The sequence below is a fragment of the Herbaspirillum autotrophicum genome (assembly GCF_001189915.1).
In the GTDB taxonomy this organism is placed as follows: Bacteria; Pseudomonadota; Gammaproteobacteria; order Burkholderiales; family Burkholderiaceae_D; genus Herbaspirillum; species Herbaspirillum autotrophicum.
Genome location: NZ_LFLS01000039.1, coordinates 16,780 through 30,172, shown reverse-complemented (window position 1 = coordinate 30,172; position 13,393 = coordinate 16,780). Strand labels below are relative to the sequence as shown.

Annotated in this window: 12 protein-coding genes; 9 read left to right on the top strand and 3 right to left on the bottom strand. The window is 58.7% G+C overall.

Annotated features, from left to right (window positions below; translation table 11 throughout):
• Positions 1 to 66: 66 nt before the first annotated feature.
• On the bottom strand, positions 67 to 2,931 hold the full coding sequence (ppc, locus tag AKL27_RS23240; RefSeq protein ID WP_050465257.1) for a phosphoenolpyruvate carboxylase: 2,865 nt from the start codon (positions 2,929 to 2,931) through the stop codon (positions 67 to 69).
• Positions 2,932 to 3,210: 279 nt separating this feature from the next.
• Between ppc and hemC the strand changes: the two genes are divergently transcribed.
• The 6 genes from hemC (at position 3,211) to ppa (ending at position 8,681) form a co-directional block, all read left to right on the top strand.
• Entirely contained in the window at positions 3,211 to 4,155 is a 945-nt protein-coding gene (gene hemC / locus AKL27_RS23235) for a hydroxymethylbilane synthase (RefSeq protein ID WP_050465256.1), read from the top strand.
• A 1-nt stretch (position 4,156) separates the two neighbouring features.
• A complete protein-coding gene (locus tag AKL27_RS23230; protein ID WP_232311079.1) occupies positions 4,157 to 4,984 on the top strand; it encodes a uroporphyrinogen-III synthase in 828 nt (275 codons plus the stop codon).
• Positions 4,981 to 6,147: a uroporphyrinogen-III C-methyltransferase gene (locus AKL27_RS23225; protein ID WP_050465255.1), complete on the top strand. Its 1,167-nt coding sequence runs from the start codon at positions 4,981 to 4,983 to the stop codon at positions 6,145 to 6,147. Before AKL27_RS23230 ends, AKL27_RS23225 begins: the two co-directional genes overlap by 4 nt.
• Before the next feature lie 17 nt (positions 6,148 to 6,164).
• Complete coding sequence (locus tag AKL27_RS23220) at positions 6,165 to 7,364, top strand: heme biosynthesis protein HemY (protein WP_050465254.1); 1,200 nt, start codon at positions 6,165 to 6,167, stop codon at positions 7,362 to 7,364.
• A gap of 344 nt (positions 7,365 to 7,708) precedes the next feature.
• On the top strand, positions 7,709 to 7,921 hold the full coding sequence (locus AKL27_RS23215; RefSeq protein WP_050465253.1) for a hypothetical protein: 213 nt from the start codon (positions 7,709 to 7,711) through the stop codon (positions 7,919 to 7,921).
• Positions 7,922 to 8,141: 220 nt separating this feature from the next.
• Positions 8,142 to 8,681 (top strand): inorganic diphosphatase, encoded by a 540-nt coding sequence (ppa, locus tag AKL27_RS23210; protein ID WP_050465252.1) that lies wholly within the window; start codon positions 8,142 to 8,144, stop codon positions 8,679 to 8,681.
• A gap of 60 nt (positions 8,682 to 8,741) precedes the next feature.
• Here ppa and AKL27_RS23205 read toward each other — a convergent pair whose 3' ends face one another.
• Entirely contained in the window at positions 8,742 to 9,110 is a 369-nt protein-coding gene (locus tag AKL27_RS23205; protein ID WP_232311078.1) for a nuclear transport factor 2 family protein, read from the bottom strand.
• A 194-nt stretch (positions 9,111 to 9,304) separates the two neighbouring features.
• Between AKL27_RS23205 and AKL27_RS23200 the strand changes: the two genes are divergently transcribed.
• Positions 9,305 to 10,036, top strand: coding sequence for an ArsR/SmtB family transcription factor (locus AKL27_RS23200; RefSeq protein ID WP_050465251.1), 732 nt, complete (start codon positions 9,305 to 9,307; stop codon positions 10,034 to 10,036).
• Here AKL27_RS23200 and AKL27_RS23195 read toward each other — a convergent pair.
• Positions 10,025 to 11,221 (bottom strand): GNAT family N-acetyltransferase, encoded by a 1,197-nt coding sequence (locus AKL27_RS23195; protein WP_050465280.1) that lies wholly within the window; start codon positions 11,219 to 11,221, stop codon positions 10,025 to 10,027. The two genes, AKL27_RS23200 and AKL27_RS23195, sit on opposite strands and share 12 nt — an antisense overlap.
• A gap of 64 nt (positions 11,222 to 11,285) precedes the next feature.
• Between AKL27_RS23195 and AKL27_RS23190 the strand changes: the two genes are divergently transcribed.
• A complete protein-coding gene (locus AKL27_RS23190; protein WP_050465250.1) occupies positions 11,286 to 12,899 on the top strand; it encodes an NAD+ synthase in 1,614 nt (537 codons plus the stop codon).
• 72 nt (positions 12,900 to 12,971) lie between these two features.
• Entirely contained in the window at positions 12,972 to 13,310 is a 339-nt protein-coding gene (locus AKL27_RS23185; protein ID WP_050465249.1) for a P-II family nitrogen regulator, read from the top strand.
• The last annotated feature ends 83 nt before the right edge of the window (positions 13,311 to 13,393 follow it).

The following is a 13,393-nucleotide window of genomic DNA, read 5'->3' as shown; positions in this document are numbered from 1 at the left end:
TGCCATCGCTGGCGCGCGGTGGATGGCAATGCCGGTACCATGACGGTGCCGGCATTGCCGGTCTTGCTAGCCGGTGTTGCGCAACCCGGCGGCGATACCGTTGATGGTCAGGTGAATGCCGCGTTGCACCCGTTCCTCAATGGTGCGTCCGGCCGCGGTGGTACTGCGGTGACGCTTGATCAGTTCAACCTGCAAGTGATTGAGCGGATCGAGATAGGCGAAACGGTTCTTGATCGAACGCGCCAGCAGCGGGTTGCCGGACAGGCGTTCCTTGCTGCCGGTGATGGCGCCGAGATACTGACTGGTGCGTTCATGCTCGCTGACGATGCGATTGAAGATGGCGTTGCGCAGTTTGCGGTCCGCTACCAGTCCGGCGTAACGCGAAGCCACCGCCAGATCGGTCTTGGACAAGACCATGTCCATGTTCGACAGCAGCGCGGCGAAGAATGGCCATTCCTTGCACATGGCGCGCAGGGTCGTCAGTTTCTTGGCGCTTTCCTTGCTGCCGCCTTCTTGCAGCCAGCCGGCGACGGCGCTGCCGAAGCCATACCAGCCCGGGAACAGCAGGCGGCACTGCCCCCACGAAAAGCCCCACGGAATGGCGCGCAAGTCTTCGATGCGACGGGTCGATTTGCGCGAAGCCGGACGCGAACCGATGTTCAGTTCGGCGATTTCGGCAATCGGCGTCGAAGCAAAGAAATAGTCGGTGAAGCCCGGGGTTTCATAGACCAGATTGCGATAGGCCTGATAAGCACGCTCCGACAAGTCTTCCATGACGCGCTCGAATTCCTTGAGCTTGCGGGTTTCCTTGGCGTCGGTAACCTGCGGCATCAGGCTGGCTTCCAGCGTTGCGGCGACCAGCAACTCCAGATTGCGGCGGCCGATTTCCGGATTGGAAAACTTGGAGGCAATGATTTCACCTTGTTCAGTCAGACGGATCTGACCGTTCACCGTACCGGGCGGTTGCGCCAGGATGGCCTGGTAGCTGGGGCCGCCGCCGCGACCGACAGTACCGCCGCGGCCGTGGAACAGGCGCAGCTTGACGCCGGCGCGGTTGAACAATTCGACCAGGCTGTTTTCCGCTTTGTAGAGTTCCCAGTTGGAGGTCAGGAAACCGCCATCCTTGTTGGAATCGGAGTAACCCAGCATGACTTCCTGCAACATGCCCTGACGCTTGATGAGCGGCGCCACTTGCGGCAGCGTCAGCCATTTTTCCATGATCTCGGCAGCACAGCGCAAGTCGGGAATCGTTTCGAACAGCGGGATCACCATCAGATCCAGTTCTTCCAGCTGATTGCCCTTGGTGCGCAACAAACCGGTTTCCTTTTGCAGCAACAACACTTCCAGCAAATCGGAGGCGGTTTCGGTATGCGAGATGATGTAATTGCGGATTGCGCGCGCACCGTAACGCTGACGAATTTCACGGGCGGTGCGCAAAATGTTCAGCTCGGATTCGGTTTCGGCCGAGTATTGCAGGAACGGCGAGCACAGCAGGCGCGGTTTGCTCAGTTCGGTCAGCAGCAAGGCGATTTTCTTGTCTTCGGTCAGCGCCGCGTAGTCCGCTTCGACTTGGGCGCTGGCAAACAATTCGCTCAGGACGCGCTCGTGCACATCGGAACTTTGACGCATGTCCAGCGTAGCCAGATGGAAGCCGAAAATCTCGATCGCGCGCTTGAGTACCGCCAGTCGCGGTTTGACCAGTGCCGCACCGTGGTTGGCTTGCAGCGAGTCGATCAGGATCTGCAATTCCTGAATGCACTCTTCGGGCGCAGCGTAATGGGCGGCGGCGCCGACTTCCTGGCGCAGGATATTCATGGCGCCGAGCGCGCGTGCCGTGGCGGCCAGTCGCGCATAGACGCCGATCAGGGCGCGCCGGTAGGGTTCGTCAGCGCGATGATCTGAATTGTCGGGCGAGCTGTCGGCCAGCGCCTTGAGTTCCGGGCTGACATCGACCATCAGCGTCGAGATCGACAACTCCGCGCCCAAGGCATGGACTTCATCCAGATAGAAATCGAACACGGTGGTCGATTGCCGGCGCAGTGCGTGTTGCATGGTGCCGGCATTGACGTTGGGGTTGCCGTCGCGGTCGCCGCCGATCCAGCTGCCCATTTGCACGAATGGCGGCAATTCTGCCGGCGCGTTACGGGCGCGTGAACGGGACGGGAACTGGGTCGCGATTTCGGCTTCGATGTCGTCGTACAGCGCCGGCAGTTCACGCAGGAAAGTGATGCGGTAGTAAGACAACGCGTTGTCGATTTCATCAGCCACGGTCAGCTTGGTATAGCGCAGCATGCGGGTTTGCCACAGCGTCGCAATGCGGGCCCGCAACAGTTCAGTGTTGTCGCGCAATTCCTTGGGCGTCAGCGGAATGTCGCGCGCGGCCAGCAGACGGGCGATTTCGCGTTCTGCATCGAGAATGCTCTTGCGCTGGACTTCGGTCGGGTGTGCCGTCAGCACCGGTGAAATCAGCGACTCGCTCAGGAAATTGCGTACCTGATTGCCGGACACGCCGGCATTGTCGAGACGCGACAAGGCATACGCCACGGTGCTCGGTTGCGGCGCCGAACCGGCCAGCGCATGCGTGCGGCGGCGGCGGTTGTGGTGCTGATCTTCGGCAATGTTGGCCAGATGCGAAAAATAGGAAAATGCGCGCACTACCGAATTGGTCTGGTCGCGCGTCAGTTTCTTGAGCAGCTTGTCGAGTTCGGCACCGGCCTTGGCATCGGATTCGCGGCGAAAGCGCACCGCGGTCTGACGAATGGTTTCGACCACCTCGAATACGGCATCGCCTTCCTGGTCGCGCAGGACTTCGCCGAGCAGGCGGCCCAGCAAGCGAATATCTTCTTTCAGCGGTGCATCTTTATCGGCGGCGGATCTTGCAACTGGCCGGGCGGTTGCCGGGCGGGGTGAAGTTTGTGGTTTGCTTGCCATGATCAGGTATTGCTACGGTTTGATGTTCCCGTGCATTTCAGAGGAGAAAGTCGGGCTCGATGGTCGAATTGCGATTGTGCTGCATGCTAGAATTTGCGTCACCTCACTTGTTTTTTTATTCAAACTCACTGCTTCATCGTTGCGCCGTCAGTCGTCAGTTTTGCTTTCCGCCTCATGTACCCATTCATGTACCCATGCATCAGGTACCCATGGAAGCCGGAATTTTTCAATCACTGTCACTGCAGGCATCACGATGCTACGACTACCGGAAGAACCGTTTTGAAAGATTTTTCACCCTCCAGGCTGGTCATCGCCTCACGCGAAAGCCGTCTCGCCATGTGGCAGGCCGAACATGTACGCGACCGGTTGGCAGCATTATATCCGCAGTGCAGCATCACCATTCTCGGAATGACGACGCGCGGCGATCAAATTCTTGATCGCACGCTGTCCAAGGTCGGCGGCAAGGGCCTGTTCGTCAAGGAGCTGGAGGTGGCGATGGCGGAAGGTCGTGCCGATCTCGCGGTGCATTCGCTCAAAGACATGCCGATGGAGTTGCCGCCCGGGTTTGAGTTGCCGACCATCCTCGAACGCGAAGACCCGCGCGATGCGTTTGTCTCCAATGATTACGCCACCCTCGATGCGTTGCCGGATGGCGCGGTCGTCGGCACCAGCAGCCTGCGGCGCCAGGCCCTGATCGCGGCGCGCTTTCCGAAACTGGTGATCAAGCCGCTGCGCGGCAACCTCGATACCCGGCTGGGCAAGCTGGATCGCGGCGAATACGCCGCCATCATCCTCGCGGCGGCGGGCCTGAAGCGATTGGCGCTGGCGTCCCGCATCCGCTCTTTCATCGAGCCGGAACAAAGTCTGCCGGCACCGGGGCAGGGCGCCATGGCGATTGAAATTCCCGCCGGCCGCGAAGACCTGCAACGTTTGCTGGCCCCGCTCAATCACACGGCGACGGCCACGGCCGTCACGGCTGAGCGTACGTTGTCGCGCATTTTTGGCGGCAGTTGCCAGATTCCGCTGGCCGCTTTCGCCACGGTTGATGGTGCAACGATGCGCTTGCGGGCCATGGTAGCCATGCCGGACGGCAGTCGTATCGCGGCGGCCGAAGCCTCGGGGCCGGCAGATGCGCCGCAGGAATTGGGGCAACGCGTGGCTGCTGCCTTGCAGGAACAGGGCGCTGCCGACATTCTTGTGGCCTGTAAAGCTGAGACCAGCTGATTTGACGACCACTGACATTTCTTCGCCGGCGCCGGCCACGCCGGGTGGCACCAGACCGGTGGTGGTGACGCGGCCACTGGCGCAGGCGCAAGCCTTTGCGACGCGGGTGGCGCAAGTCGGGCGGCAGCCGGAAATCTTTCCGTTGCTGGCGATTGCGCCGGTGCCTGACCGGCAACTGCTGCAAGCGTATTTCGACGACTTGTCTTCGTATGCGCTGGTTGTGTTTGTCAGCCCGAACGCCATCGATGCCGCATTTTCCTGTCTTGCCGCCTGGCCGCCGGCAGTCACCATCGGGATCGTCGGCGAGGGCAGCCGCCTGGCATTGCAGGCGCATGGCGTGACGGCGGCCAATGCCGTGATTGTCGGGCCGCGCAACCCGGCCAAGATGGATTCGGAAGAATTATTGCTGGCGCTGGATCTGGAAAATCTGCGCGGCAAGCGCGCATTGATCGTGCGCGGTCAGGCCGGGCGCGACTTCTTGACCGATACCTTGCGTGCGCATCAGATTGAGGTGGTGCATGCCACCGCTTATTTGCGCACCGTGCCGCAACTCGATGAAGTTGCTCGTCAGCGGTTGCAGACGTTGCTGGAAGCCGACAGTGTGTGGGTGATTACCAGCTCGGAGGCATTGCGCAATCTGGTCGGGATGACGAACTTGTTGAGGAACCCACTCAGCGGCGAGGGATTTGTGGTAAAACTGCAACGCAGCAAAATTCTTGTTCCGCACCATCGGATCGCAGACACAGCGCGATCTCTTGGATTCTCTGATGTCACCCTGACAGGATCAGGCGACGAACGGCTGATTGCCGCGTTACAATCTTGCCCATGAACGAATCGCAATCTCCTCCAGAATCCGGCAAGCCGGAATCCAGTGTCAGCCCGGTGCCGCAAGTGAGCGTTGCACCGACGCCATTCATGTTGCCCGACAACTCCGGTTTGAAGCAGCGCCTGCGCCTGGTATCGGCAGTCGTCGCCGTGCTGGTGGTGGCGCTGGGCGCACAGTGGTGGGTGTCGCATACGGAAATCCGCAACTTGCGCGAAGAAGTGGCGCGGCGCCTGCAAAGCGGCGATTCCGTCAATAACGAAGTCAAGGGCGTGCTCAAGACCGTGGTTGAAAGCACCCGCGAACTGCAATCCAAGGTAGGTGCGCTGGACAGCAAGCAGGCTGAGTCGCAGAGTCAGCAACTGGCGCTGGAACAGTTGTATCAGGACTTGTCGAAGAATCGCGATGACTGGGCGTTGTCCGAAATCGAAGAAGTATTGTCGACCGCCAGTCAGCAACTGGAACTGGCCGGCAATGTGCAAGGCGCGTTGATCGCCTTGCAGAACGCCGACAAGAGTCTGTCGCGTTCCGACAAGCCGCAATTCATCGCCATCCGCCGCGCCATTGCGCGCGATCAGGACCGCCTCAAGGCGTTGCCGACCGTGGACGTGCCGGGCATTGCCGTGCGTCTCGACAGCGTGATCGGTCAGATCGACTCGATGCCGCTGCTGTCGGATGAAAAGCCGGTCGTCTCCGTCTCCGAACCGAAAAAATCAGTACGTGCCGCCGCCGCGCCCAAGGCCGGCAAAGCCAGAGATGCTGCTGCCGCGACTGCCGCAAGCCCCGACTGGCTGGCAGTAGCGCAAGATAAATGGCAAAGCCTGAGCACCGAAATCTGGGGCGACCTCAAGCAACTGGTCAGAATTCGCAGCGTGGATACGCCGGATGCCTTGCTGCTGTCACCTACGCAAGCGTATTACGCGCGTGAAAACCTCAAGCTGCGTTTGCTCAATGCACGTCTGGCATTGTTGTCGCGCAATGAGTTTGCGTTCCGCAATGATCTGAATGCAGCACAGGATACGATTGCCAAGTACTTCGATACCCGTACCCGGCAGGTACAAACCACTCAGGCACTCTTGAAACAAGTGCAAGGCAGCAATCTGTCGATCCAGATGCCGACCCTGAGCGAAAGCATCAACGCCGTGCGCAATTACAAAGCGCGGCGTTAAGCCGGACCGGACTTCATATGCGCATACTCCTCTGGCTTCTCACCCTGTTTGCCTCCGCTATCGGTCTGGCAGTACTGGCTCGTTTCAACCCCGGCAACGTCGTCCTGTTTTATCCGCCGTTCCGGATCGACATGTCGCTGAATTTTTTCGTATTGCTGCTGGTCGCGCTGTTCGTGGTGCTGTATGTCTTCATCCGCGCCGTGCGCGTGACCCAGAAATTGCCGGGCAAGGTGATTTCTTATCGCCGTCAAAAGCGTGAAAACGACAGCAACAAGGCATTGCGCGATTCGCTCAAGGCATTTTTCGAAGGTCGCTTCGGTCATGCGGAAAAGGCTGCCACCCGGGCTGCCGAACTGGATGACAACGCCGGCGTGGCGGCATTGGTCGGTGCCCGTGCGGCACATCGCATGCGTCAGACCGATCGCCGCGATGCCTGGCTGGCCAGCACCGAAGGTGATCAGGGTCTGAAGGCGGCACGCCTGATGACCAGTCTCGAATTGCTGGTGGATGATCACCAGTTCAAGGACGCACTGGAAACCGTAGAAGAATTGAACGCCAATGGCACGCGTCATATTCAGGCATTGCAATGGGCACTCAAGGCCAATCAGCAAGCCAAGAACTGGCCGGAAGTGTTGCGTCTGGTGCAGACTCTGGACAAGCGCAATGCCTTGCATCCGGCACTGTCCAATCGTCTGCGCGAAATGGCTTATGACGCCTTGCTGTCGGATCGTTCGCACGATGCAGAATCGATTCGCCGCTTGTGGGCCAGCATTCCCAACGTTGATCGTCTGAAGCCATTCATCGCCGCGCGTGCCGCGCACGCATTCAGTTCGCGTGGCCTGCATGACGATGCACGCACCTTGCTGGAACGGGCGCTGGCGGCAGAGTGGGATGACCGTCTGATCCGCGCTTACCGCGAATCGACTGCGGAAGCCGGTTCGCCGGCGCTGCTGGCGCAAATCGAACGTTGCGAAAGCTGGCTGGCGAAACGCCCGACGGATGCTGAACTGGCGTTGACGCTGGGCATGTTCTGTCTGCGGCAGAAACTCTGGGGCAAGGCACAGCGTCATCTGGAGCAGGCACTGTCCGATGCATTGGAGCCGCGCACCGTGCGCGAGTCACATTTGAGTCTGGCGCAGTTGCACGATGCACTGGACCAAACGGAAAAGGCGGCGGCGCATTACAAGCAATGCGCTTTGGCGACAGCGATCCGATAGCGGCAAGAGCAGTTTGTTTGCAAAGCGGCCCTGCGTGGGCCGCTTTTGTTTTTTAGTTGCGCATTTGCTTCTTGTCTGCAGCTCAAAGACTGGTGTGTGTTGCCAAATCGAAAACAAACTCACTGCAGAGCCAGATAGCTGATGGAGTACATTTAGGCGCTCCGACCGATACTGGAAAAACAGCCGCATCTTGCAGACCTGCAGTATGTTTCCGAGATCATTGCCAGGGATCTTGACTGGTGGAAAGTAAATGGCGATGGCTGGGAAATGACGTTCGATTTGAAACCGGGCAGCAAATCGTGGCAGACTTTATACCGTTCCCTCTCTGAAAAGGGATTGAAATCATGCGTTTACGTGCAGTTATCAAAAAAGCACTGTTGGGCGGCAAGATGTTTGCCAAGAGAAAAATGTTGGGTAAGCGTGCCCGCATACTTCCCGTAAAAATCGTCAAGCTGGAAAACCTCACACTCTCGAAACCGAGAACCGAAGAGGAGATTCGGCGCGCCTACAGCGAAGGCCGGATTGCCGAAATGACGCCGGAACAAGCCGGCTTGTAGTGTCTTGAAACTGTTCCAACGGTCTGCCCCGGCAGGCCGTTTTTGTTTGTGCCATCAGCAACACGCGGTGCGCAGACGCTGCTGCGAATCGATTTTCCGTACGGCAATCTGCTCCCGGATGCTTTGCTACGGCGCAGCATATTCCTGAAACCGGCCTGAAAGCCGTTATAATTTCAGGTTTTCCAGTTCCCTCATTTTCATTCCTTTACGAGAAAGCACCATGAGTCTGAATAACGTCCCATCCGGCCGCGACTTGCCGAACGATTTCAATGTGATCGTCGAGATTCCGATGAACGCCGATCCGATCAAGTATGAAGTGGATAAGGATAGCGGCGCGATTTTCGTGGATCGCTTCATGGGTACCGCAATGCATTACCCATGCAACTACGGTTATATCCCGCAAACCTTGTCGGAAGATGGTGACCCGGTCGATGTGCTGGTGATTACGCCATTCCCGCTGTTCCCTGGTGTTGTGGTGCGTTGCCGTCCTATCGGCGTGCTCAAGATGACCGACGAATCGGGCATCGACGCCAAGGTGCTGGCAGTACCGGTAGACAAGGTGTTGTCGATCTACACTCACTGGCAAAAGCCGGAAGACATGAACGAATTGCGCCTCAAGCAAATCCAGCATTTCTTTGAACACTACAAGGATCTGGAAAAAGGCAAATGGGTCAAGATCGACGGTTGGGAAGGTCCTGAATCGGCCAAGGCAGAAATTCTGGCCGGCGTCGAAGCCTTCAAGAAAGATGCACAGAAATAATCGTCGTGGCGATTGTTCAGAAAGCGCACCGCTGGTGCGCTTTTTTTATGCCCGGGTCAGTCAGGTGTTGGCCGCTTTCAGTGCCGCCAGTGATTGAAAACCGACCCAGCCCCAGTAGACGCGATGATGCGTGATACGACCATCGGCGACATCCATGAATTCGACCAGATCAACCTGATCGCCATGCGGGGTCTGGCGCGGATATTCCCAGGTCAGTTGCTGGCCGTCGGAGAAAAAGGTGCCGTTCCGGTACCAGCGCCCGAGGCCATTGCCGGGCGTACGAAAACCCGCCTCGAAAAAGCTGCGGATAGCGCTGCTGCCGCGCAGGATTCCCTCACTGCGATCAGGCATGACGGCCAGAATCAACGGCGTTTCGAACAGGGCATCTGTTGCATACAGCCGCATCAGGCTCTCGAGATCGCGATTCACTACGGCCTAGTGCCAGCCTTCATAGATGTGCAGGATGTCAGCGTTGGTATTGACAGGGGTGTCGGTGGTCATGGGTACGGGGGATGAGTTGAGCAGGTTCCCAGTGTGCATCCGATGCGCAGCGCAATGCTTCGATGCGTGACGAAACATCGCATCATCCTTGGGGCTACAATCGACTCACTGGAGATCAAACTATGCAGCAAGCTTCACAGCAACACCCCAAACTCGCATCAACCGCGTTCCTGATGGCCGATCCGGCCCGGGCCGCAATGCTGATGACCTTGCTCGATGGCCGCGCCTTGCCGGCCGGTGAGCTGGCGTATGCCGCCGGCATTACGGCGCAGACTGCCAGCGCCCATCTGGGCAAGTTGCTGACGGGAGGATTGTTGAGCGTCGAAGTGCAGGGCCGGCATCGCTATTACCGGCTGGCCAATGCACAGGTCGCGGCGGCACTGGAAAGTCTGGCGGCAATTGATCCGGCGCCGGTGATTCGGGAGCGGCCACGCAGCCGGCAGGCGCAGGAGTTACGCTGGGCGCGCTGCTGCTATGACCATCTGGCCGGGCAACTGGGGGTTGCCGTCACGCGCGGTTTGCAGGCGCGCCACTTCATCGTCGACGCGCCGGATAAACAATTCGCTGTCACGCCGGCCGGCAATGCGTGGCTGGCCAGTATGGGATTGCCGGTGGCGCAGTTGAAAACCAGCCGGCGCGGGGTGGCGCGCCAATGTCTGGATTGGACCGAGCGCGAGCACCATCTCGGCGGACCACTGGCCGTGCAACTGCTGCGCCTGTGGTGCGACAAAGGCTGGCTGCGCCGGGTCAAGGATTCACGCGCGGTGCAGATTACGCCCGCAGGCCGCACCGGATTGCTGCAGGAATTGGGGGTTGACGCACAATCGCTCGTGCCGGCTGTTTCAGAGGTCTGAGGCCTTGGGGCGCCGGAACGGCGTGTGCTCATTGAGTTCGTCGAGATAATTGGCAATCCCGCCGCCTTCACGCTGTAAAAATTCTTCGACGGCATTGGCAAAGCCGGGATGCGCCAGCCAGTGTGCCGACCAGGTCTGTTGTGGCAGGAAGCCGCGCGCCATTTTGTGTTCGCCCTGAGCACCACCTTCGAACCAGGCGATCTTTTGCTCGATGCAGAATTCCAGCGGCTGGTAATACGCGGTTTCAAAATGCATGCAGGGGACGTCTTCCAGTGCGCCCCAATAGCGGCCATACAGCGAGCTTTGGTCGTACACCACCAGCGACGAGCCGATATCCTTGCCGTCGCGGCTGGCTACCGTCAGCAGCAAATGTTGCGGCATGCCGGCGGCAATCCGCAAAAAAAAGTCCAGATTCAGATACGGCGTCGAATGGTGCGCAGCATAGGTGTGCCGGTAGCAGCGGTGGAAGAAGCGCCAGTCTTGCTCGCTGGCATCGGCGCCGCGCACATGCCGGAAACTGACGCCGGCATCAGCTACCTTGCGCCGTTCGGCCAGAATGTTCTTGCGCTTCTTGCGTTCCAGTGTTGACAGAAACTCATCGAAATGGCGATAGCCTTGATTATGCCAATGGAATTGCACGCCGCTGCGCAGCAGGAAGCCGGCTTGTTCCAGTAACTGCGCCTGCGCCGGCGGCGGATACAGAATATGGGTGGATGACACCTCGGCTTCGCTTTGCAGCGCTTGCAGAGCGGAAATCAGTGCCGTCCGCGCCGGGTCGTCGCGCGCCAGCAGGCGGCTGCCGCGCACCGGCGTGAACGGAATCGCCGACAACAATTTCGGATAGTAGGGCAGGCCGTGGCGCTGATAGGCTTCCGCCCAGGCCCAGTCGAACACGTATTCGCCATAGGAGTGGTGTTTGCGATAGAGCGGCATGGCGGCGACCAGGCGCTCATCCTGCCACAGCGTCAGGTAATGCGGTTCCCAGCCGGTTTCGGGCGTGGCCGAGCCGCTTTCGTGCAGGGCGTGCAAAAAAGCGTAGGAAAGAAATGGATTGTGGTCCGATTCTGCCGCCGCCGGCGTACCGGTGGTGGCGTTGCTTTCTTCTGCCAGCAAGCCATCCCAGTCCGCTGCGCCAATTTCTGCCAGAGAAGAAATGATTCGCGTGCGATAATTCACTGCGAGCATATGCTTGGCATCCTCGCTGCGCTCATTCTTTTCGTCATTGCACTCTTTTTTATCTGTCGCCATCATGTCAGTCAAAGTCGCCATCGCCCAGATCAACAGCACCGTTGGAGATATCGCGGGCAATCGCAACAAAATCGCCGAATTTTCACGTCGCGCCGCCAGCCTCGGTGCGGATATTGTCCTCACACCCGAATTATCGCTGGTCGGTTATCCGCCGGAAGATCTGTTGCTGCGTCAGGCATTCTACGCAAAAACGGCCGAGGCGTTGCAGTCGCTGGCGCTGGAACTGGCGGCGCTGAAGGATGTGCACGTGGTAGTCGGTTATCCGCTGCTCAAAGAGGGGGCGCGCTTCAATGCAGCGTCGGTCTTGCTCAATGGTGCAGTACTCGGCACCTATTGCAAGGAAGAGTTGCCCAACGACAGCGTATTCGACGAGAAACGCTATTTCACGCCATCGGCGCAGGCCTTCGTGTTCGACGTCAAAGGCACGCGCTTCGGCATCAATATTTGCGAAGATACCTGGTTTTCCAGTGCGCCGGCACGTGCGCGTGCGGCTGGCGCCGAAGTCTTGCTGATTCTCAATGGTTCGCCGTACCACATGCACAAGCAGGCGCTGCGGCAAGACGTGATGCGCGCCAATGTCACCGCACAGGGGTTGCCGCTGGTGTTTGCCAATCTGGTGGGCGGTCAGGATGAATTGATTTTTGACGGCAACTCGTTCGTCATGGATGCGGCCGGGCAGGTTCGCGCCAGCCTGCTGCATGCGCAGGAAGATTTGCAACTGGTCGCCTTCGATGGCGCCAATATCAGCGACGGGCAACTGGCGCCGGCGCTCACGATTGAAGCGCAGATTTATCAGGCGCTGGTGCTCGGTGTGCGCGACTATGTCGGCAAGAACGGTTTCCCGAGCGTATTGCTGGGCTTGTCGGGCGGTGTCGATTCCGCGATCACGCTGGCGATTGCCGTTGATGCGCTGGGTGCCGACAAGGTGCGCGCGATCATGATGCCGTCCCCGTATACCGCCGACATTTCGCTGGTCGATTCGCGTGATATGGTGCAGCGGATTGGCGTGCGCTACGATGAAATTTCCATCAATCAATGTTTCTCGGCCTTTCGCGATACCTTGGCGGCGGAGTTCAAGGGACTGGCGGAAGACACTACCGAAGAAAACATTCAGGCCCGGATTCGCGGTACCTTGTTGATGGCCATGTCCAATAAATACGGTTCCATTGTCCTGACCACCGGCAACAAGAGCGAAATGGCGGTCGGTTACTGTACGCTGTACGGTGACATGGCCGGCGGTTTCGCGGTCATCAAGGATATTGCCAAGACACTGGTGTACCGCTTGTGCGACTATCGCAACAGTGTCTCGCCGGTAATTCCGGAACGCATTCTGACGCGTGCGCCATCAGCCGAATTGCGGCCGGATCAGACCGATCAGGATTCATTGCCGCCGTATGAGGTGCTGGATGGCATCATGCAGTTGTACATGGAAGAAAATGCCGGCATTGCCGAGATCGAGGCGACCGGTTATCGCAAAGAAGATATTGAACGTATTACGCGCTTGATTAAAATAAATGAATACAAGCGACGTCAGGCACCGGTGGGCATTCGCATTACCCATCGCGCGTTCGGACGGGACTGGCGTTACCCGATTACATCAAAATTCCGCGAATGAACGGCGGGCGCTGCGGCGCTCGCCGGACTCGGACGAGGATGCGATTTTTTGCCATATTTTAAGGAGAAAATGATGAAACAAGTCACAGCCGTTATCAAACCGTTCAAACTGGACGAAGTACGTGAATCGCTGGCCGAAGTTGGCGTCACCGGTCTGACCGTCACTGAGGTGAAGGGTTTCGGTCGTCAAAAGGGCCATACCGAACTGTATCGCGGCGCTGAATATGTGGTCGACTTTCTGCCCAAGGTAAAAATCGAAGTCGTGGTCGACGACAAGGTGGTGGATTCGGTAGTCGATGCCATCATCAAGGCAGCGCGCACCGGCAAGATCGGCGATGGCAAGATTTTCGTGCGCGAAGTGGAGCAGGTGATTCGTATCCGTACCGGCGAAACCGGCGCTGAAGCAGTCTGATCAGCATGCTGTCTGCCGCCGTCAATGCCATATTGACGGCTTGATGCGGATACTGACCGGGCGCTCGTGCGAGGCCGGTCAGA